This is a genomic window from Ferrimonas sediminicola (assembly GCF_005116715.1).
Taxonomy (GTDB): Bacteria; Pseudomonadota; Gammaproteobacteria; order Enterobacterales; family Shewanellaceae; genus Ferrimonas; species Ferrimonas sediminicola.
In genome coordinates this window covers 1-21,363 of the sequence record NZ_SWCI01000020.1, presented here as the reverse complement: position 1 = coordinate 21,363, position 21,363 = coordinate 1, and the positions used below count along the sequence as shown (strand labels likewise).

General features: G+C 50.3%; 19 protein-coding genes and 3 pseudogenes. 7 read left to right on the top strand and 15 right to left on the bottom strand.

Translation table 11 applies throughout. The annotated features are described in order from the left end of the window. Window positions 1-96: 96 nt before the first annotated feature. The 3 genes from FCL40_RS17765 to FCL40_RS17755 are packed head-to-tail and all read right to left on the bottom strand — an operon-like array spanning window position 97 to window position 2,015. Complete coding sequence (locus FCL40_RS17765; RefSeq protein WP_136854612.1) at window positions 97-1,152, bottom strand: P-loop NTPase family protein; 1,056 nt, start codon at window positions 1,150-1,152, stop codon at window positions 97-99. Next, window positions 1,139-1,810: a DnaT-like ssDNA-binding domain-containing protein gene (locus FCL40_RS17760; RefSeq protein ID WP_136854611.1), complete on the bottom strand. Its 672-nt coding sequence runs from the start codon at window positions 1,808-1,810 to the stop codon at window positions 1,139-1,141. Before FCL40_RS17760 ends, FCL40_RS17765 begins: the two co-directional genes overlap by 14 nt. Before the next feature lie 4 nt (window positions 1,811-1,814). Continuing rightward, window positions 1,815-2,015: a hypothetical protein gene (locus FCL40_RS17755; protein WP_136854610.1), complete on the bottom strand. Its 201-nt coding sequence runs from the start codon at window positions 2,013-2,015 to the stop codon at window positions 1,815-1,817. Window positions 2,016-2,198: 183 nt separating this feature from the next. Here FCL40_RS17755 and FCL40_RS17750 point away from each other — a divergent pair. Then, window positions 2,199-2,444 (top strand): annotated as a pseudogene (locus tag FCL40_RS17750) (transposase); the annotation flags it as partial. A gap of 12 nt (window positions 2,445-2,456) precedes the next feature. On the opposite strand, the gene FCL40_RS17745 reads toward FCL40_RS17750, so the two are convergent. Continuing rightward, a complete protein-coding gene (locus FCL40_RS17745; protein ID WP_136854609.1) occupies window positions 2,457-3,608 on the bottom strand; it encodes an IS30 family transposase in 1,152 nt (383 codons plus the stop codon). A gap of 67 nt (window positions 3,609-3,675) precedes the next feature. Between FCL40_RS17745 and FCL40_RS17740 the strand changes: the two are divergent. Beyond that, a pseudogene (locus FCL40_RS17740) lies at window positions 3,676-4,572 on the top strand (IS3 family transposase); the annotation flags it as partial. Between the two features lie 11 nt (window positions 4,573-4,583). Here FCL40_RS17740 and FCL40_RS18945 read toward each other — a convergent pair. The 7 genes from FCL40_RS18945 to FCL40_RS17710 all read right to left on the bottom strand — a co-directional run bounded on the left by FCL40_RS18945 (window position 4,584) and on the right by FCL40_RS17710 (window position 11,839). Further along, on the bottom strand, window positions 4,584-4,787 hold the full coding sequence (locus FCL40_RS18945) for a cyclic nucleotide-binding domain-containing protein (RefSeq protein ID WP_407644160.1): 204 nt from the start codon (window positions 4,785-4,787) through the stop codon (window positions 4,584-4,586). Window positions 4,788-4,929: 142 nt separating this feature from the next. After that, window positions 4,930-5,601, bottom strand: a complete 672-nt coding sequence (locus FCL40_RS17735; protein WP_136854608.1) for an amidohydrolase family protein — start codon at window positions 5,599-5,601, stop codon at window positions 4,930-4,932. Window positions 5,602-5,701: 100 nt separating this feature from the next. Then, window positions 5,702-7,213, bottom strand: a complete 1,512-nt coding sequence (locus tag FCL40_RS17730) for a serine hydrolase domain-containing protein (protein WP_136854607.1) — start codon at window positions 7,211-7,213, stop codon at window positions 5,702-5,704. Between the two features lie 115 nt (window positions 7,214-7,328). Further along, window positions 7,329-8,330, bottom strand: a complete 1,002-nt coding sequence (bla, locus tag FCL40_RS17725) for a class A beta-lactamase (RefSeq protein ID WP_136854606.1) — start codon at window positions 8,328-8,330, stop codon at window positions 7,329-7,331. After that, on the bottom strand, window positions 8,327-9,121 hold the full coding sequence (locus tag FCL40_RS17720) for a DUF3299 domain-containing protein (protein ID WP_169307171.1): 795 nt from the start codon (window positions 9,119-9,121) through the stop codon (window positions 8,327-8,329). Before FCL40_RS17720 ends, bla begins: the two co-directional genes overlap by 4 nt. A gap of 2 nt (window positions 9,122-9,123) precedes the next feature. Next, window positions 9,124-10,755 carry an amidohydrolase family protein gene (locus FCL40_RS17715; RefSeq protein ID WP_205729162.1) on the bottom strand — a complete coding sequence of 544 codons (1,632 nt, stop codon included), beginning with the start codon at window positions 10,753-10,755 and terminating at the stop codon, window positions 9,124-9,126. An 88-nt stretch (window positions 10,756-10,843) separates the two neighbouring features. Continuing rightward, window positions 10,844-11,839: an amidohydrolase family protein gene (locus FCL40_RS17710; RefSeq protein ID WP_205729161.1), complete on the bottom strand. Its 996-nt coding sequence runs from the start codon at window positions 11,837-11,839 to the stop codon at window positions 10,844-10,846. A 265-nt stretch (window positions 11,840-12,104) separates the two neighbouring features. Here FCL40_RS17710 and FCL40_RS17705 point away from each other — a divergent pair. Then, window positions 12,105-12,254, top strand: a pseudogene (locus FCL40_RS17705) (transposase); the annotation flags it as partial. 134 nt (window positions 12,255-12,388) lie between these two features. Here FCL40_RS17705 and FCL40_RS17700 read toward each other — a convergent pair. The 3 genes from FCL40_RS17700 to FCL40_RS17695 all read right to left on the bottom strand — a co-directional run bounded on the left by FCL40_RS17700 (window position 12,389) and on the right by FCL40_RS17695 (window position 16,412). Beyond that, window positions 12,389-14,560: a P-loop NTPase family protein gene (locus tag FCL40_RS17700; protein ID WP_205729160.1), complete on the bottom strand. Its 2,172-nt coding sequence runs from the start codon at window positions 14,558-14,560 to the stop codon at window positions 12,389-12,391. 80 nt (window positions 14,561-14,640) lie between these two features. Further along, a complete protein-coding gene (locus tag FCL40_RS18680) occupies window positions 14,641-14,853 on the bottom strand; it encodes a hypothetical protein (protein WP_205729159.1) in 213 nt (70 codons plus the stop codon). Between the two features lie 1,118 nt (window positions 14,854-15,971). Beyond that, window positions 15,972-16,412 (bottom strand): antitoxin Xre/MbcA/ParS toxin-binding domain-containing protein, encoded by a 441-nt coding sequence (locus tag FCL40_RS17695; protein ID WP_136854604.1) that lies wholly within the window; start codon window positions 16,410-16,412, stop codon window positions 15,972-15,974. Window positions 16,413-16,683: 271 nt separating this feature from the next. Between FCL40_RS17695 and FCL40_RS17690 the strand changes: the two genes are divergently transcribed. The 4 genes from FCL40_RS17690 (at window position 16,684) to FCL40_RS17675 (ending at window position 20,327) form a co-directional block, all read left to right on the top strand. After that, window positions 16,684-17,055 carry a hypothetical protein gene (locus FCL40_RS17690; RefSeq protein ID WP_136854603.1) on the top strand — a complete coding sequence of 124 codons (372 nt, stop codon included), beginning with the start codon at window positions 16,684-16,686 and terminating at the stop codon, window positions 17,053-17,055. Window positions 17,056-17,059: 4 nt separating this feature from the next. Continuing rightward, window positions 17,060-17,542: a hypothetical protein gene (locus FCL40_RS17685; protein ID WP_205729158.1), complete on the top strand. Its 483-nt coding sequence runs from the start codon at window positions 17,060-17,062 to the stop codon at window positions 17,540-17,542. A gap of 82 nt (window positions 17,543-17,624) precedes the next feature. Further along, a complete protein-coding gene (locus tag FCL40_RS17680) occupies window positions 17,625-18,407 on the top strand; it encodes a competence protein CoiA (RefSeq protein ID WP_136854602.1) in 783 nt (260 codons plus the stop codon). Window positions 18,408-19,097: 690 nt separating this feature from the next. Beyond that, window positions 19,098-20,327, top strand: a complete 1,230-nt coding sequence (locus FCL40_RS17675) for a hypothetical protein (protein ID WP_136854601.1) — start codon at window positions 19,098-19,100, stop codon at window positions 20,325-20,327. Between the two features lie 586 nt (window positions 20,328-20,913). Here the strand turns inward: FCL40_RS17675 and FCL40_RS17670 are convergent. Continuing rightward, complete coding sequence (locus FCL40_RS17670; protein WP_136854600.1) at window positions 20,914-21,204, bottom strand: hypothetical protein; 291 nt, start codon at window positions 21,202-21,204, stop codon at window positions 20,914-20,916. Window positions 21,205-21,363 lie beyond the last annotated feature (159 nt).

The window sequence follows — 21,363 nt, the reverse complement described above, 5'->3', positions numbered from 1 at the left end:
TAAAAAAGTGTCATACTGTAGCTTGTCGAACAATGACCGCAACGGCGCCAGAAGCGGTCATGATTTGCCTAGAAGTACAGAGATCAGTTTCCTGTGTTATTTGTGAAAATCCTTGGCCTTTGTGAGGTAGTCACCGGGGGCCCAGTCAACAGCAGGGGGCTCCTGAGGCTTTACTAGCTTGGCAGGCGTGAGAGGCTTATTCACCAGCTCTTTGATCTCGATAGGTTGGCCATTAAAGTCACGCAATTCTCGATCTCGGAAGGTCTCGCCGACGAATAAGTGCACAAAGGGTTCGTACTCTAGCAGTCCCTCGTAGGCAGCGGTTCCAATACCAGTTTGGAGCGTCTCGGCATCAAGGTTCGTGATTACAACTGTGGCCAAGCGCTGCGCCTGACGACTACGGATCAAAGTGGACAACTTGTCTTGCTGGAAAGGTGACAGTCGCTTCTGGCCGCTACACACTTCATCGATAATCAGCATGTCTACGGTTTCAATGTGGTTCTTGAGCTCTATGTTTACCTCATCGCCATCGAAAGAATATGCCTTATCACAGAGACGAGCCCATTGAGCCATGATGCTGGTTTTGCCATGGTCAAGGAAGATTTCATGTATTGCGCCACCTAAAGTGCTCTTGCCCCGGCCATAGTCACCCATGAAGACGATGCCGAGCCCTTTGTCGAGGTTGGATACGCCTTCAAAGTATTCTTTGATGCTATTAACAGTTTGGAAACCTAAGCGGAAATCTTCCCCTACATTGCTGCGAGAAGCGATTTCACTTGCTTTCTTGAAGTTCCAGTCTGGATTCAAGTCAGAAGCCCGCATACGCTCTTCTATTTGAGCCTGCTTCCTTCTTTGGTTTTCTACTCTCAGGTCTTGGTGGAACTGTTCATCAGATGCCTTTACAAGTTCGCCAAGCTCTTCTCTGTTTGGAATGTGTACACCTTTGGCTCGAAGATCTGCCTGAATTCTTTTCATTACGCCGCCGAGCGCTCCGCCGACTTCAATTGGTAATTTGCGCTTTCTTGCAGTTGAATTACGGTCTTGAGTGACGCTCTGTTCTACAGGGTTGCTGGCTTTAGGGAAGCTGGGGCCTTTGCTTAGAATCTCACCCATTTCTTTTCTGAATTCTTCTGGTGTCTTAATTTTCGCCATTCTTTTTCCCCTGGAGTTTTTCAAGGCCGCTCATGCGCTGCGCATTAGACTGGGTTTGTTCTGGTGTTCTGTCAACCATTGCTGCTGTTGAGGCCTGGGGCTTGGGTTCTGCTGGCACTCTTGAAGGTTGTAATCCCCGGCCTTTGCGTCTTTGCATTGCAATGCTTCGAGCAAGCTTACTAGTCCACTGATCTTGTGTATGGAAGCTATCGTGACGTCCCATCCAATAGACGGTGAAGTCGTAGAGCTCATCAAGAGTGATTTCATCGTGATTACCAATGCCAAGCATGCGTAGGTACCCAACGAGTTCAGCTCCTGGCGTCCAGTCTGCATGCATCTGAAACCCATGTTGGTAGGGATCAAACTCCATTTGATAGGGTAGTGCAACATAGCACCCTTCCCAGTGTCCGTCGGTTGACGATGCCTGGATTATCTTGGCTTCGATTAACTCCTTTAGTGCACTGATGAGTCTTTCGATGGGAGGCTCTTTGGTCTCTCCGTCCTTGGCCCTTGATACCAGTTGGGCAAGTGTGCTCAGATTCAGAGCTTTAATGCTGCCGTAGTTGGACATTCGGCGAAGACCAAAGGCATAAACCATCCTGGCTAGGTTGGAAAGTCCTGGTGACTCATCGAACATCTGGTACTCAAGCCTGTTCATGAAGTTAGGCCTCTTTATTGCTGACGGGCGCTTGGGCTTCGGAAGATACTTGATCCTTGCTTTTCTCTGCAACCACTTCAGCGTTGAAATACTCGTCAACGATGGCTTCTGCTACGGCTAAGTCAGTTGTGAGGTTTGCATTGGTGTGGTTAAGTCCGTCGCGGCTCAGCAGCAGGTCCCTTAACGCGCTAACCCAGCTGAACATCAAGGGACAACGCTCCACATTACATCTATCCGCCAATGTAACGTCACTAATGAACTAAACCAATCTTACATTAGTGGGCTAATGTAAGATTGATTCTGCCAACTTTTGAATTCGTGGTGTGAATAGCCCCCACTTCCATAGACACCCCAAAGCCTTACAATAAGGCTCCCATTTGGAGGTGTTATGTCCAGCCAGCGTTACCCAGAAGAGTTCAAGAAAGAAGCCGTCAAACAGGTCACGGATCGTGGCCGAAGCGTCCGAGATGTCGCCGATGCCTTGGGGGTCTCCCATCACAGCCTGTACGCCTGGGTGAAGCGTTACAGCAAATCCATCCCTCAGCAGAAGGAAGAGTCAGAACAGCAAGCTGAGATCCGGCGCTTACGTGCAGAGCTTCGGCAGGTCACCGAGGAGCGAGACATTTTAAAGGAGGCCGCTGTAGATTCAACCAGTCAACGCAACATCCATTTCAATTACCTGTTTGGGCGTTTTGAAGCCCAATATCTTTCTTGGTCTCGTGTTTAGTTGCTCTGCGACATCGTCAATTCTTTGTTGTGAGTGTTGACCCAAGCATGTCTTCTTAGGGAAGTACTGACGGATTAAGCTATTTGTGTTCTCATTTGTCCCTCGTTGCCAAGGGCTTTGAGCGTCACAGAAATATACGGGCATGCCAGTCAACTCAGTAAGTTCAGCATGTTTGGCCAGTTCCATTCCTCGATCCCAGGTGAGTGACTTCCTCAGTTGGGCTGGAAGGGCCTGGAAGTAAGCCATCAAGGCTTTGTTCACTGAGTCCGCGTCTTTCCCTTTGAGCTTGAGCATGACTGTGTAGCGCGATTTTCTGTCAACTAGAGTAGCGATGTGCGTATTCTTAGAACCAGAGATCAGATCCCCTTCCCAGTGGCCCAGCGACTTGCGGTTATCAATATGCTTAGGTCGCTCACGGATCGAGACCCCATCGATGATATTGATTCTACCAGGCTGCCTTTTTCGGGAATGCTGCTTGCCTTGTCGAAGACTATGAGAGCGGCGCAGATGACTTGCCATTAAATGACTCAATGCGGAGCGGCTACGGTAGTAAATGGTTTTGTAGATTGTCTCATGGGAGATATGCATCGAATCTCGGTTGGGCATCGACTCTTTAACCCAACCTGATATTTGCTCCGGAGACCAGTTGAGAGTTAGCTTTTCCGTGACTAACTCCTTTAGTTCCAAATTGGTGTCGAGCAAACAGGGCTTTGGTCTCCTGGCTTTGCGCCACGCACGGTTATCGGCGCTTACCGCTTTATAATGACGACTTCCGCGATTACGGTTTACTTCACGCGATATAGTTGATGGCGATCGTCCTAAGGCCTTAGCTATAGCTCTTAGGCTTTGCTTAGCTGACAGTCCTGCTCGAATTTCCTCTCTCTCAGCCAAGGTCAAATGGGTAGCTTTTCTCCGACGCTTCGGTGGCTTGATGCCGCCGGTATCCCGAAGCATGGTGAACACCGTGCCAGGTTTGGTATCAAGTTGCTGCGCTATCTCGCTGAAGCCAACACCGCGCTTCCATGAGTCGAATACGAACTCTCTTTCCTGTTCTGAAAACATACGCTTCATTCAATGATCCTTCACTAACCTCTGTTTTAACACAGTTGTTGCACTGACCAATTGAATCTACAGCAGCGTACTTTGCCGCCGAGTCAAGGAAAGGTACGCGTTCATAAAGTCCCGGCTCGAGCGTTATGGTGTGGTTCCTCTGTGCCGGGCCATGCAGGTTCACCGCAGTGGCTTCTATGCCTGGATGAAACAGCCCAAGTCTGATCGCCAGCAGCAGGACGAGCGCTTACTGGGGCTGATTAAGCAATCCTGGTTAGAGAGCGGGACGGTTTATGGTTATCGCAAAGTCCACACTGACCTGCGTGAATTGGGGGAAAGCTGTGGTAAAAACCGGGTTGCCCGCTTGATGAAACGTGAGGGGCTGCGCTCTCAAACCGGCTACAAGCGTCGTAAGGGAATGTACGGTGGCAAATCCCAGGTAGCGGCTCCGAATACGTTGGATCGCCAATTTACCGTGTCAGAACCCAATAAGTCATGGGTGACTGACATTACCTACATCCGTACCCATGAGGGGTGGCTGTATCTGGCTGTCGTTATCGATCTGTTCTCCAGGCAGGTTGTCGGCTGGGCAATGAAGCCAAGGATGACCACTGACCTGGCAACGGATGCACTGCTGATGGCGGTATGGCGCCGCAAGCCAGAAAACGAAGTGCTGGTGCACTCCGATCAGGGCAGCCAGTTCACCAGTGATGAGTGGCAGCGATTTCTCAAGGAGCACAGCCTGAGTTGCAGCATGAGTCGCCGAGGCAATTGCCACGACAACGCGGTAGCAGAGAGCTTCTTCCAGTTGCTAAAGCGGGAAAGGATCAAGCGGAAGATCTACTCAACCCGAGATGAGGCTCGAAGCGAAGTCTTCGACTACATCGAGATGTTTTACAATTCGAAGCGCCGACATGGTTCCAATGATGGCTTGTCACCGGTAGAGTTCGAGGCCCAATATTTTTCTAACCAATCGGGTGTCTAGGAAAATAGGGGCTATTCAGACCCTGTTCCCAGCAAGCGGACAATTCTCTCTCCGCTTTCTGATGAGAAGAGTGATAGCTTCACGCAGCCGTTGCGGATGGAATACACTGCTGGCGCTTGTTGGCCCTGGTGGTAGATGGCTGCGTCAGGCTCGAAGTGATAGTGATCTATCGGAGAGAGTACAAGCCTGTCAGTTTCCGTCTTCAAGCAGCACACAAACTTGAAAGATGTCTTTTGCTAAATCGATACCAACCGTCTTAATCTTCATAGTGGACGCTCCTTCAGCGAATTAAGCAGATCAACAGCCTAATTCTGGCGCATAGCGACGCCGTTTCACGGAGGGGCGTCCATCTCATCACTACACTCCGCCCATCAACTTAATGAAGGCGGCCCCCCGCATCAGATTCTCACGCACGCGCTGCATGACTTGCGCCCTACCATCCGCAATGGAGACCGACGCCATAACTTCCAGGGGGGTAAGATCCCGTGAATAGCTCTGGGGTAGATCAATCGGCCGGCGGAAATCGGCATGGCCCGACGTCTGGGAGATCATTGCGCCCGCAGCGTAAATTCGGGGACCGGGGAACAGCCCTTCGTCGATTGACTCCTTGAGCTCGAATACAGGGCCGCCCGGGTCCCTGACCGAGGTAAATCCCCGCATAAGCGTCTTTTCCGCCTCATGGGCCGCGACGAGATTCAGCCTCCCCAAACCAGCGGTAAATACGTCCGATCCCATATAAGCCGCCATATTGTGCCAATGACAGTCCGTCAAACCCGGCATCAGCGTGCGGCCGCCACCGTCGATTACCGTGCCACCCGCCACTGCAAGGGGCTCTTTCGAAACCGAGGTAATCTTGTTACCCGTCACGACGACATTAGCATTCATGATCAGATCTGCATTGACCCCGTCAAAGACGTTTACATTAGTGAACAGAATTGGCCCGGAGGCGTCTTGAGCAACCGCCGGCAGGGCGAAGCTCACCGCGACGACAAACGCCGCGGTCACGCTCTTAAGAGATAGTTTCCGCATTGTATTTCTCCAGTTGTCGACTCAGTGGGATCGGCGGAGGGTTAAATCTGCGCCATGCAGGATCGCCCCTCCACCGAATCCATGGCTGTTGCCGACCCGGTTACTCGTCGAATACCGATCCTGAGAGGTCGAACTCGTCGACCGCCCCTTCGCCGCGAATAAAGATCCGGTGGTTGAATCGCACGTAGTTCAGCTCGCCAGACGAGTCTTTCAGCAACTCGCCAAGCGCTCCCTTATTCGGCCCTTCAGTGATGATAAAATAGCCCTCGGCCGTGTTGGCCACATTGGCAGGCGCGGGATCCGCTCCCTTGGTCAATGCGGAGAACTGGACAAACACATATTTGTCGTCCTCTTTGCGGATCTCGATGTTTTGGGAATTACCCTTGAAGACGCCGACGAAGGGGTCGAGCACAGACGGATCAACGCCCGCTGCGACCGGAGAATTGGACTCGATTTTTGTGAAGGCTTTGACCATTGCGTTCGCTACTTTCTTGTAGGCCTCGACTCCGCGATCGCTGTGGACTAAAACCACCACGGCAAAGTCGCGGTCCGGGATCAGCTGCAGAAAAGAACGCGTGCCGGGCCAATTCCCTCCGTGGCTGGGGCTGGTCACCCCGTCGTAGTCGTGGACGAACCATGTTAGCCCGGTAAAGTCGCCTGTCGAAGCCTCGACTGCCGGAGCGTGGGCATAGTCCAGCGCTTCCTTGGACAACAGTTGCTTGCCGGATGCGTCCTTACCGTCCAGCTGAAAGCGGGCGTATTTCAGCATGTCGGCAACCGTAGACCGGAGTGCGCCGGAGGCTGCGGACTCTCTAATCAACGGAATGTAGTAAGGCTTTAGATCACTGATGCTGCCTTCCCCGTAGATCGGCGGATGACCCCATGCGTAATTTTTAGCCGGAGGGGTAGCGTCGTAATTAAAGGACGACGCATTCATGCCCAGCGGAGCTAACAGGTTATCTTCGATCAGAGTCTCGATCGGCTTTCCGCCCACATGCGACACCACATGGGTTGCGAAGGTAATACTGGTGTTGTTGTACATCCAGGTTTGATCGAATGGATAGATCTGCTCGACGTAAGCCGCCTGGAGCATGACTTTCTCGGATATCGACCCACCTGGAGGAACACGAAGGAAACCATGGTCGCCATACCAGCCAGCGCGATGGTGGAATAGGTCAACGACCCGCGCTTTCGACGTCGCGCCGGGATCCGAAACCCTCCACCATGGCAGAATGTCGACGACACGCGCGTTCAAATCCAGTTTGCCCTGTTCGGACAGCTGCATGGCCACCGTCGAAAGGAAGGTTTTTGTGACTGAACCAATTTGAAATTGCGTATCAGGGGTAACGGCCTCGTCGGTGCCTACCTTGGTGACACCGAGTCCGGTGCTGTAGGAGTTGGACCCATGGATGACACCGACGGCAAGCCCCGGGATATTCATTTCCTTGATCATTTCAGCAGTGTCGGCGATGACCGCATCGAAGGTCGCTTGTCCTTGCTCCTTTGACATGAACGGTTGGTTTTGATCTGCACATGCCGGTTGCATTGCAAATAGCGACGAAATTGCCACGGTAATTAATAGTTTCCTTTTACTTTTAATAACTTGTTTCATCTTTTTTCTCTCTTAACTATTACGCGTTGCTTTAAACATGGTTGTTGCTGGAGCACTCTGTCTTCGTCATGCAAAATCTCAGCGCCAGAGCCTACGCTCCCTGAATTTTTCTCGTTTACTGTTTCGCCCTTTTTACAACCAGGAAATAATCGAACAGCGAGCGTGAGATTTCAGCAATTGCCCGGTCCCTGTCCGGCTCGGGTGTTGCACTGCTTTTAGTGAACACGGCAACGGCAAACCGACGCCCGTCGGGGAGCGTGATATAACCAACGTCATTTGCCACTCCCCCTATGGTTCCGGTCTTGTTTGCCACCGGAGTTCCCCTGGGCAGCAGCCCCTTGAGCCGACTAGCTCCGGTGCGTGTGCGCGACATGACACCGAGCAGGAAGTCGCGACTCTTGGGGCTCACCGCTGTGCCACTGTCGATGGCAAGCAGGAGTTTCAGCATCGCATGGGGCGTTGCTTGGTCGCGCGGATCCGCCTCGAAGTCCAGATTACGGTCACCCTGGATCTTCAAGAGCTCCGGCCGGGCCCTGAAGGCCTCTATGGCGAGTTTTTGCGTGGCCGGTCCCGGCAAACCATAGAACTCCCCGATGATCTCGCCAGTCGTCCGATCAACCCTGAAATCGCTGATCCCGAGCCTGCGCAGATATTTGGTCACTGCCGCGGGTCCGCCGGCCAGCCCCATCGAGATGTCGGTCGCCGTGTTGTCGCTCTCTGTGATCATCACCTCGATCAGGTTCGCGATTGACAACTGGAGCCCAGGGTGAACGAATGTGCCATTAAGCGCAGCGTCCCCGATCATCATCATATCGAGTGTGACATTGACCATCTGGTCGAGCCGCAGCTCCCCCCTGTCCACGCGATCCAGCACGGCAGCGGCGATCGCGACCTTGTAGGTGCTGGCCATGGCGAAGGTTTCATCGCCATTAAACGCGATGATGTCCTTGCCGCCGATTTCCTGCGCCGCAAAACCGATGCGCCCGGCAAGCTTTGTAGCGACCTGCTCGATCGCCGCTCCGACGGACGGTTGTACTTCCTTTGTTTTGGCGTATGCCGAACCAAAGGTAGCCACCGCAGAAACTGCAATAGCCATGATAAAGTGACGTAATTTCATATTCGATATCTCCCTGATAAATATACGTTGTCGGTGTGCCAACGTCCACCGCCGGTGGTGACAGGATTCGCGGACGCACCATTAACGCCATCCCCGCCCGACACCTCCTGTTGATCAATGGTGTTGGCGTAGAGCGTCCAGCCGCTGAGCATGCGTGCCTCACCATCGAGGATGAATATCCTATCATCGCTGGCTTTGACACTGAGCCGACCTGAGACACGGACCGGCACATAGAGCGACTGCCCCTTAGGGTCATCGAGCAATTTTACCCGCACCAGTTGGTTAGGCGGAGGGGGTGGCAGATGACTGCACATCCCCACCTCGGGGACCAGATAACCGAAGTAGCTTCCATCGGCAGTTCGCGGCGCGGGGATCAGATAGCCCGAGAGCACAACCTCTGCTCCATCCAGAACGGGGTTCGTAGTCATACGCGCGTTCTGGCGCTTTTTGGCAACGTTCCAGCGCTGGGCTAAGAGTGCATCGACATCCTGGCCGTTGATCTCCAGCATGTCCTTCGCCGCTTTGCGCCGCTCGTTTAGCTGGGCGCGCTCATCTTCAGCAAGGCCATTTTGCGAGAGCTTCTCATCCAGCTCCACCAAGATCTTCAACTCCTTCAACAAATGAGGCCCCATGTCTTTGTAGGGATCGTCGAAGACGACGGCCAAAGGATCCACAAGGTCTGAAAACTCGATCGCCTCGGGTTTTGCAGATGCTTGTGTCGCTGCCAACATGGCCGTCACGAAGACGGAGGCCAAGAGCCGCATTTTCGCGTCTCGCTCTTTAAGCGTCACGATCACTTCCCGCCGTCCTTAGGGAAGGCGCCCGTGAAGTTATCTGGCATACCGGTCGAGAATTCGGCATTCCACCCCTCTAACGATATCGGCTGGAAGCGCGGTTTGGCTTCAGGTTCAAACCGGATCGGCTGACCAACAAAAACGGGAAGAACTTTATCGTCTCGAAGCGCAACCTGACCGTTAACGAGCACCGCTTTCATGCCGGTCGACGGGGCAGCGCCCTGTGAGTAAGTTGAATTGTCGGTAAAACGTTTGGGGTCGAACACCACGATATCAGCAACCATGCCTTTCTGGATGCGACCACGTTCTTGCATCGCTTTCAAACCCGTATCGCCCAGATGCTTGGCCGCGTTGTAGCTGAGGACTGAAATCAGCTGCATCATCGGGATGTTATGCTCACGACCAAGGCGGATTGTCGCGCCTCGGGTACCAGCCGCGCGGGGGTGCATGTTCCCGATCTTCTCCAGCGGGATATCCCACGGGCCGAAGTACGGTTCGGCGCCAAGCGCGTCGCTGGCCACGGTCACGCCTTTCAGCGTCAGCCACTTCGGCGTATCTTCGGCGGGCATCTTGAACACCACGATCGGCTTGGTCGGATTGGAAGCTGTGTCAGCCTTGAATGTCTCCAAGGTGTAGAACTTACCCGTGACCGGATCCTGCACGGTATCCTCATAGCGGTTGCCCATCTGCTCGATCCAACTGTCCGGCTGCAGGAATGAGGCATTCACCGTGGTGGAGCCCGCGGCGTAGGGATAAACTTCACCCCAAATGTTGAATCCCTGAGTCTGAAGCCGCGAGATCGTTTCATGCGCAAGCCGCCAGCCGGGGTTGTTGAAGTGAAGGACGATCGCTGGGGCTCCTAGCGCTATAGCATTGGCGATGAGTTCCTGCGCACCATTGTTCTCTGTTGTGTCATTGCCAAGCGTATAGCGTGTATGTGCGCCAGTCGGGCGGCCATAGCGTGCGCCAACCTTCTGCACCTCGAACATCTCACGAGAAGATACGCCCTCTCTCATATAGCCCACGGTGCTGCCGATCCCCGGCGCCCCCGCCTGCAGCCCCTTGTCCAGCTCTTCAAGAATCGCGTTGCCCTGTTCCAGATTTGGGCGCGTCACGCTCCAGCCTGACTTCTTCCGGGCTTCAAGAGCCGCAATGGGCCCTCGCATGTAGATCTCGTCGCTCAGTCTCCCGTCGAGCACCAGCGAGCGGGCAAGCTCGTGGCTGACCGCGCAGCCATAGTTGCCCTGGGTCACGCCGGCGCGCGCTTCATACCAAGCGGCAATAAATGATCCCGCACAGCCCGCCTCGAAATCTATGGCGCTGGTCATGCCGTCGCGCAACCCGACCCGGTAGCCAATAGGCGTCTGCCAATGGAAATGGGTGTCGATGAAGCCCGGCGCTACGATATGACCGGAGGCATCGATCGTCTTGGCACCCTTCAGCGGCTTCTTGCTGATTTCGGCAATGCGGCCATCTCTGATACCGACATTGGCGATGTCGTCATACAAGGTTTCAGGGTCCATGACCCGGCCGTTGTTGATTACGACGTCATATTTTTGTGCCAAGGCCGGCATAGTACCCATGACACTCATTAAGAGTGTACCGATTAGTAGATGTCTTTGCTTTTTCATTGCTACCTCCATTTTGAATTTGGTTTTCAGTGGCGGAATTCGTGGGGGCAAACCACGCACCATCGCTCAGCCCACACTTGTCCTCGTATTAAGACTGGTTAGGGTCAAATGTCCTGGGTTCGGTAGAAATCTGGTCCAGCCGGCCCTTTTCCATCACAGGGAAACGAATTGGCTTGCCTGGAAAGACCTTTTGCACCACGGAATCTTTCACCACCACGACGCCATTCACCAGTACGTAGGGAATGCCGGTTGAAGGCAGCGCGCCCTTGCCTGGCTCATAAGAACTGTTGTCTGTGACCTTATCCGGGTTGAAGACGACGATGTCGGCATCCATACCTTCTTGCATACGTCCTTTGGTTTTAAAGTGAGGTATGCCACCCAATTCGTCAAAATATTTAGCATGCAGGTAGCTCATCTTTGAAATGGCTTCCATCAAAGGCATGATCTTTTCTTCGCGCACCATGCGCAGTACTTTGGCCCGGGTACCGGCGCTGCGCGGGTGAACTGACTTGCCTTCATAGGGGGAATCCCAAGGGTAGTAGTTGAGCTTTTCATCCTGGATAGCCATACCGTCAGAGACGACGACCACTCCTGGCTGAGTCAGCCATTTAGCGATGGCTTCAGGCGGATTGTTGTAAATCACAATCGCCCTGCCGGGATCATTCTTACAGACGTCCTCATACATCGCTTTGTCCCAACGGGTGCCATCGAGATTCGCAACGTCTGAATAGGTGATCCCCATTTGAGCCATGCCTGCTTCCGTAAGCATATCGGCTGAAGCAATAGTAGAGCCGGCAGCATAAGGATAAACCTCACCCCATACCTTGGCGCCTCTTTTTTCTCTTGCGTCGTTAATCATAGGAATGGTGTATTCCCAGTCCATGTTGCTGTTCAGGTGTGAAGCCATGAACGGCGCATCCAAAACCATGGCATTAGCCAGCATTTCCTGAACCCCCAGCTGCCCCTCATTGGGTGGACGAACACCAGCAAAACGTACATTACCATTGGTAACCCGGCCGTATTTTGCCTGTGGGACATCGCTCAGCGTTTTGAACCGGAGCGACGTGTCCACGTAGGCTGACAATTTGAAAAACCATCCTGGTGATGCAGACCGGCGGCAGCGGTAAGAGCAACCCTAGAGGGCGTTAGGCGTTTACATGCGCGCACATAGAATGAGGCAAGGCTCCAGCGGCGCAAACAAGTAATGCGGATAACCAAACCCGCGAATATCAGCAAGGTCAACCGCCGAACATTGACTTGCCAAAGGTCTCTCACCAGGGTGTCCAAGTCGGCCTTTTAGGGCCCGGCATGGACAGAACTGTGCCTACTGACAGGGGGAATCATATCAGCAACTCACGGCGCTGCGAGGCATCCGCTTTCTGTCGGCCATCACCCTGATGGCGGAACTGGGGGACCTGCGGCGTTTCACCAACCCCAGGCAGCTCATGAACTTCGTGGGGCCCAGTATGAGACGTTATTACTCCCCTATACCTGCATAAATAAATCAAAAGCGGCTTAGCAGGAGGGGGCTCTGTTTGTCTATGCTGTGTAATTTGGTGTTCGAGGTGGTGATGGTTCAATTATTCGGGCCATCTTTATTCTGTATAAATGTCGTTGACACGAAAACGGGTTATCAATCCGTCACCAAAGGAGTCTTAAAGCTCTTAGCTCGTTTGGGCTTTCCTTGATTTTTACGAACCACAGTTGCAACTCTTTCGAAACCCCCGTCGCCGATTTTAAGACTATCTTCAAAGTTGAAATATGATGGCGAACTTTTGAATTCAGACCAACAAGATTCTAGATAACTCTTGAATAAGGTGGCTCTTTCTAGCCTATGCTCGATATTAAAAGACTCAAGATTTGACAATATCTGCTCTCGAATGGCCCTATCCATTATGGGAGTATCAAAAAGCATAGCGTCAAGATATGTGAATTCTCCTAGCCACTTCTTCACGTGATATACACCACTAGTAGTAACCCTAAAGCTATCTGGCATATCTCCAATAAGCTTACTATCTTCATCTTCTTCGAATGTGACACGTAATGATGTCTCGATGAGCTTTTTATTTGTTGCTCTACGGAGAGCAAACTCAACTTGCTCAATAGTGAACCCTAACCTTTGACACTCTTCCATAAGAACTGATGTGTCACAAAAGCCATCCTTGTCCAAATGAGAACCAGTCAGGTCTAAGTAAGATATTATAACTGGGACTAAAAAGTGTTCACATTTATCAGGAGATCTAAGATCTAAAATATTCATTGAGAGCGAGGTTTCTGCACTATAGTGTGAGTAGCCTCCAAGTAGAGCCTGCTTTGTAAACTCGTGAAGAGGAACCCTATATTCGCCTTCCCTCTCCATTATCTCAATTATTTTCTCCGCTTCCACATTCGGCGAGCCTATGAACGACGTCACAAATTCGAAGGTTGCCCTAATATTCCCACCAGTCATATTGGTTAAGAACTCATTAAGTTCTCTATTGTTATGCAGAGACTTTACCAAAGCATCTAGGAACACTGCCAAATTTTCTGACTTTACACTGGCCATTTCCAGTTTGTGTTCACCACGAGCCATCTTAGCGGCAAATATCAGCCTTTTTTTGACTACCTCATCGACACGGGGAGGTGATATCGTAAAAATCTTATGAGGGTATGCTGTTAAAGCTCCAGAGCGTTTTGACTTATATAATGTTTGAGGTCTAACAGATAAGAAAACCGTAGCACTCCATTCTTTTGCTAGCTCTTGGGATATGAGAAAAGCCTCTTGCTGTATATCAAACTCACGCTGGTCAGCATTATCGACAGAAATGATTACTTGTTTTTTCCTGGCCTTCGACATGTGCTCCACAGATCGGCGAACATGTTCGGACTTGTTGGATAGCAAGGATGCCAGCATTGAGACCAATTCATCCTGATATTTTTGTGGATCAGATTCTTTGTATGATCCATATATGCCGCGGGAGAACTTTTTATGATATACACCTTTTACAAAGGGAAGCTCATTAATATCAACATCATACTTATCGTAAAGTTGAGTTTCTATTTCGTTAAGAACAACATTCCTCAGGGCTTGATTTAAAATAGCTTTGGCCCCAAGATTTATGTATACAAAAATAGAGTCGCGGAACTCCGCAAAAGCACTGTTATAAGTCAGGTTCTTAACAAAAGATGTTTTACCAACACCAACATCACCAACCAAAACAATTGGCCTTCTTGCCATTGCTTCCGACATTATTTCTGGGGTGAAGTTTGTTCCCTTCTTTGTATTGACAGGAAGTACTGTTGGGTGCTGTTCGGATTTACTTAACATGGACGAATATCTAGCATTCAAGATGTTCTTGCTAAGCATTGCGTACTTGTTGAGGGCACCACTATCACAATAGCACTCTTTATAAAATTGTTTCTCTAGTTCTTCGCTTTCCATAGCATCCTGGAGGAAGAGCTCAGATAACTGTCTAAGAGATGCCTGTGTGTCTGTAGCATATCTTATCTTCGGATGGTTCCTAAGAAAAGTTGATAGTTTGTTGGGGAGGCTTATCGTACCATCAGTAAGCTGTCTGAATATTCTTCCTTCATCAACGCCTGATTTTGAAAGCATATCCCACGCAAAATTGAAATTTGATAAAATCGATTCAAGAGAGAGAAAGACAATTGCATCGCCATCAAAAATATCTTTCCCATCAGTTCTAGAAGCAAGAAAGGCAATCCATTGATACCCATTGCTAATTATCGCAGTCTGGACACCCCTTCTGCTTGCATACCCTCGGCATTGTTCTATTGCATCTTTTAAGGCGCCGGAAGAGGACATTAGTGACTTTAAGGGTGTCATTGTTTGTTTTGCAACCCCTGCTGGAATTTCGAAATGAACTCCCTCACGCTTTGCTTCAACTATCGCTTTTCTAGGTTTACCAGCTCATAGTCTGAAAATCCATTTTCTCTCTCATGGACTTCAACTTCCAGTTCACCTTCCCATCCCAAGCACTGTTTTAAGATGTGATCGATTATATGAAATCTTGTTTGTGCTTCATTCATATCATGATTAGCAGATGTCTCTGCTATCAATTTGGCAAGGGCATCTTTCCCTTCATGTAACTGTACCATCTAAGCATCCTTGTCTGTACGTATTATCTCAGTTTGCATATGACGAAGGCTCAAGGCAAGTCCCTTAGAAGAACCTATGAGTCAGTATCAGCTCCCCTTAGGTGGGACAGTGCTGACAGCAACTCATCAACGGCCGGTTCGTGGCGGTCGGTGCCGTTCAGACAAGCGCTGCGATGCACTCTCGGGGCCCAGCTCATGTATTGAGCGCATAAGCCGTCTCTCGAGTGACTGTATCACTTCGGTGCGCCAAAGGCTTGGTCATCCATCAGTGGTGATCAAGTCACGCCTGCGCAGGTGTCCTCACATCACCTTAAGCCGAGCCAAGCTGATGGTCACCTCCAGCATCACCACCCATGGCCGCAGGTGCCCTAGCCGTTTGGCCGAGTTCTTCGCCACCTTCTGGTGAGGCAACTGACCGAGCACCTCCAGCCAATATTGGTCATTGGCTGCCCAGAAGAAAAAGGGGCTATTTGGTATTTACCATATGGGGGATTTACGATCTCACTTCTCTCGGATCGTATTTTTCCTATAGGGGATTTACGATCTCACCCCTGTCGGATCATATTTTCCCTATAGGGGATTTACGATCTCACTTCTGTCGATCGTATTTGCCCTATAGGGTTTTCGGATCTCAGCCTGTAAAGCCCTGATATGGGTTTTTCGTGACGCGGCTTGACTTCGGCAGGGATGAATAAAATCATCATCCTGTTTTTTAAGGATATATCAATCTCATGCCAGGATATTCCGCTTCTGTATGCTTTGGCAACCTGTCAATGAACATGAAAGCAGTGCTCGTTATAGCTCGTTGGCCGGCGCCAATAGCGGTCATGAGTTGTCTAGAAGTACAGTGGGCCACTAACTCGTGCGGACAAAGATCCGCTATTCGTATCAGGTAATGGCGGAAATCAACAGATCTTGATACGAATAAAGCCTCATAATCGTATCATTCAGTAAGCAATGACCGATTTGCTGGCGACAGAAGTCATCTGTGCCTTCGGGTTCAGTGACTTGGTTGGCATGTTCTGGAGTGGTCCGTGCGATGCCAGAAGAGGTCACTGGACCCTATTCGCACTAAAAGCAGGATTTATCAGGAGATTTACGCAGGCCTCTCAACAGGATTACGAGAAATCTCCGTATTGCAGACGATTTAGGATCTCGCGCAACGCCTTTCGACCTGGGAGCGTTTCCATCATTTGCATCGGAGATAGGCCCCCTAGGGCTGGCAGCTTAGAATTAAGCCACTCGTCCAATACCAGGTCATCGTGCATGAAAATACCATTCATCTCTGCCCAAAAGGCCGTCAAATCACTAATGCGCTCGCTCTGAACTCTGGAGAGGCGTTTACGCCGGTATAGCTTGTGCAGATTAGAGTTGTTAACTCCGATGGCTCTAGCCACGATCTGGCGTGGCAGCGTGTTTGCTACGCATTTCAGTGTGCAACCCTTCAGGCGCAGTTCTTGGAGCATGGCTTCACCTAATGCCGAGCTTAATTCAGACTTTTTTCCGGACTCCAGTCTTGAGATAACTATCTCATCCAATGTTAATGATGTGTCAGCCATGTATACCTCCTTCGTGCCTAAGTACTACAGTAGCCTATAAAAAGCCACCACTCACATATGCGTCTCAGCACGTGCCACTGATAGCTAGAATGACTAACTAAATCAAGTTGATATGTGGTAGGGTCAGCGCCGAAGCGGACACTAAGCTTTCAATCATTCTGCCCTCTTGAACCCTATCGAGGGTCATTTTTTTACGATAAATATCGCTGCTGTGCTTGTTTTTTAGACTTTTCTCCCCAATGTCTAAACCTGTAGTAGTCAAGGAGGGAACATGTTCGATTCAATAACATCGGCCGAACCTCAAAAGTTCGGCTATCAGTTCGAAAAAATCAGGAACGCTATTGGCCCAGAAAACCAGACAAGTAGCAGCGTCTACGCCGCTACCGACCTTGGCTTGAAGACCCTAAAGTGCTGTTTTGAGCAGTTCCGCGACGAGCTTGAGGTAGTCGGCCACCTCGGCTCCTGGGAATACGAGCTCGCAACATATTCCCGCGCTATCGAGAGGCTGCAAGACTACTTCGGGCGCAACCAGGCCGGGTTGAATGAGCATGATGCCTGGGTTTACTACAGCCATCTGGAAAATAACTACGAGCGATTCTGCGAGATCGCCGCTGAAATCGAAGCCGAGCTTAGAAAAGGATGATGTGATGAGCAACGATACAAACAAGCCGATCATGGATGCGCTGTTTACGCAGCAGCGCTTGCAAGTGCTTAGCCTTGGGGTGCACAACGACGAGTACACCGATGCATATCTGTACGCCTGGTACACGAATGTGTACCCATTTTTTCAGGACGGAGATGGCATCACTCCCTCAATGCCCCAGGAACACTATTCAGAGCAATTTATGGTTAGCAGGGATAAAGTAGATGATCTGTCGAAGTACCTTGACCAGTGCTGGTTAGATAGGAATGTGCCAACTTTCTACGAACTAGAGAGGAAATACGAAGTAAACAGAGGGTGCTCTGATTGGAAAAGGATGGATCTTGTTCATATCTGCCGCTACATGAAGCTGGATGGCTCATTTGATGACGAATTCTGGGCGGCCCTGCTTACACCAGGTCAGCACCCATCGGAGGCGGCCTCAATAATCCGGAAGTTCGATCGTAAACACGATATTTACTTCCAATAATCCTAGCAATTACTCCCCGAACTGGAGGAGTGTTTTCCCGTCGCTGAGTCCTGGGGGGACGGAAACACTACAGGAATTGAGCATGCTCTGTGGCATCCGCGCCAGCGATAACTACAAGGTTCTCGCTTCATCAAGTGAGAAAGTACACGGCCCCTATCTTTGCCCAAAGTGCCGACAAGAGGTGGTGCTGAAGAAGGGCAAAATCAAGATCCATCACTTCGCACATAAGCCCCCAGTTACATGCTCGCACGGACAAGGTGAGACCGAGGCACATCGTAACTGCAAGATCGGTATCTACAACGCCCTAATAACCAAGCCCAATGTGACGGCGTTGGAGCTCGAGAAGGACTTTGGCCCGGTTGTCGCTGATGTGTACTGCCTCATCAACAATGTTCCCGTCGCTATCGAGGTGCAGCGAAGCAATCTATCCGTTAACAACATTACCCAGCGCACTGAAGAGTACGCGAAGCTCGGGATCAATGTGCTGTGGGTTGGCCTGTATAACGAGGCAGTGCAAAAGCAGATCGAGGACAGGCGCTGCAGCCCCAAAGCCTGGGAGAAATGGTGCCATGCAGCCTATTTCGGGCGGGTTTACTACTGGTATCAGGGAGATCTCGTATTACCAATACACTTTGCTGCGCATAAGCTTTATGTCGAAGAAACTGAGTGGTACGACTCATCAGGCAACCACCAATCTGCAGGTGGCTATGAACGCTTCTCAAAACGCTACAAAACGCCTGTTACAACATCTTTGCTGAGTATTGCCCACGCCTTTCAACCAAGAGTTAAGCAAGCCTGGCATCAGGGCACTGTATCCATCCCTAATTGCCGGCTTTATGTAGATCGCTTAAGTAAATGGTGGTGAGTACGTAGCTACAGGACCATAGTGGATTGAGGCCCACCTGTGGCCGCTTCATGGTGTAGGAGTCGTTGGCTCTTACCTTACGAGTATGATCCTCTATTGCTCAGTATGAGACTTTATTAATTGTCGACATGTTCCGGGGTTATTAGGGGCAGCGCCCCTAATGCTAGACCTTGAGGCCTTGAGAAGGGCGCGTGATTAGACAGCGCCTAGACATTCTTTTATTTTATTTCACCGAAGTCTGCCCCGCCGCCCTGCAAAGCGCTCTTTTTCGCTTCCCTACAAGCGTGCGCCACAGTCGCACATATAAAAAAATGAAGGCGCGACACTGGGCAACCCCGCTGGAAAAGGGGTTTGCTACCTACAGACACATGGTCAGCGGGCAAATTTCTTTACCACATAAGGGTTCAAGTCCCCCAGGGGCCACCATATACAGAAGGCGAAGCAGGTTAGTAACCGCTTCGCCTTTTTTGCCTGTGCCGCGCATGTGCCGCCCCTGGCATCAATTGGCATCCACTCGAATCAACGAAGAGCGATCTTCCCAATAACCCTCATATTGGTTGATCAAGCCCTGCAAAAAGTCGATAGTGACGTCATAGAAAACAAGAGTTTCTCATGGCTAAAGGCATCAACAAAACTCGCGTCAATCGAGCCTAGACATACCTCTGCTACATCACCTCTGGAACATAGCTCATGGATTGGATTCAGCAACCAACACAACTTTTAAAGAAGGTTTCTTCTCAGCTCTCTCTAGACAACGAGGGGAGAGTCAGTTACCAAATAGGTACAACCTTTCACATTGAAAGGATATTTGGCCTAATTAAAAGCCCAAAAACCAATATTGATCACGAAGTCTATCAAGATATATTCAGAGAAATTATCTTTGACCTATTCAAAAATGGAAAACTAGCAGACACAAAGGCCGTACTTAGTGAATTCAAAAAAGCCATCTCAAAAACCAAGATAAATCAAACCCGTTATCAGGTCGTAACTTCAATAGGTATAGAAAACGACTTCATCCCATCTTCACGCATTATTAATAATTCGAAAGTATCTTTCTATAGAACCCTGCCCAAGAAGTATCAAAAAGCACGAAAAAATGCCATAACAAAATATGACGAACTCAATCTAAAAGAGTGTGATGGCTTTTTATACGTTGTTATATCAATATCATCACATGATGAAAGAATAGCCTTCAACGACGCAATGGATACGCTCGACTTAATCAAAGGGATTTGGGAGCTAAACATTAATAAGGCTATGAATATATTTTCACCCGCACCAAAGCAAAAATACCCGACCAATACTTCTTTTCCAGTTGGCATGCTTCATACTGTACACTATAGTTGTGGAAAAATCTCCCCTCGGGGGATATGGCATGAACAGAGATATCAAGCAAAGAAGCCCATGAGAATTATTGGCTTTTCGTCCATAGATCCGCGACTTGGAAAGACCCTAAGATTACTAAGAAAATCGCCATTCAAGGATCACATTGAAAATGCTCTACAAAGCTACTCTTCATCTAGAAACCATGATGATATTGAGCTGAGATTCTTGAAGCTTTGGACCACTCTGGAGAAAATTTTATCAACTGATAACTCAAAGATCATAATAAAGAGAATATCCTTCATGTATCACGACAACGAGTTGGTTCGTGAAGCTTTGAATTCACTAAGAAATGATAGAAATAGAAATGTCCATGGCTATGCCAAGCCCGTCAGCTTTGAGTCGAAATGCTTCCAACTAGTTGGCATCCTTGAACATATGATTAAGTACTTCATTTTAAATCAATGGCGACACAAATCCTTAAATGAAGCTCTTTCTTTCATGGACTCCCCCTGCAGTATTGAAGGCGTGAACGCTGAACTGGCCCGACTAAATAAAGTAAAGCAACTTATGTCCATCCAAAAACGTCTGAATTAAAAAGCTTTACTGAGGTTCTCAAGGCCCCTTCCAAAAAAAGTTTCTTATTTCGCGGGCATAAAAATCTGACCAAGGGGGCGATGCTGGGGCCAGGCGCTCTAGAGATTCGACCCGCCCCCGGGAGGATGCCGGCAGAATCAGTTAAGTGATATGAAACCATACATCACTGGTCATGCTCGCCATGCGCAGGTTGCTCAGGTCCCTAGCCCCGGCCGCTTCTAGGATCTTGGTCACCTGTGGTGGATCACTGGCAAGCCAATAATTTCTCAAACTGCTCGGTGCCGCGCCCCCACGACAAGGGGGAGGGGGTCGGAAGGACCCGCGACACCCCAGGGCACACCGAGCTAGTATATAGGAAACGACAACCTGCCCCCGCCTGCTCATGCCCTCCTAGTTGTCATGTAGGGAAGCGCTAATCCAGAAGCACTAGCGGAGGAACGGGACCGAGGTGCCCCGGCTTCATCCCTGAAGTTGAAACAACAACAGCCTTCCTGATGGCCTCGTATGTAGCGCTTTGCCGCGGCGCCGCGTACCCACAGCTACACCACTAAAGAAGGACCCGAGACAATACCGCTGGCGCTGGACTCTATGGCGACTCACTAATGGCCAGGCGTTCACACCCGGTCAAAGTCCATAGGCGCTTGGCCTTCTGGATGGTTTCCGCATCCGCAGCGTAAGGGGACTGCCCAAGCTCATACTCCATCACACTTCCTAGAGTAAGCCACAGCCCTCCCATATCGAACAGATCGACCTCACCGGGATGGTTGTTGACGAACTCGAGCGCTTTGGTTTTCCCCAGCAATGTCAGATGATCCGAAATTTGACCAGATTTGCCTATTGCCACCGCCAGGATCGAACACGAAGCGTAAGGAGCCAAAGCCTGCTCAGCGCGATCCCATACTTTGCCACTGTAGTGGCATAGTGAATTTGGCCACCTGATAAGAGGTGATTTACCATCACCTCAGAAGTTTACAGGTGACACTATGACCAAACGTAAAAGACGTTCTTTCGACCCCGAATTTAAACTGGAATGTGC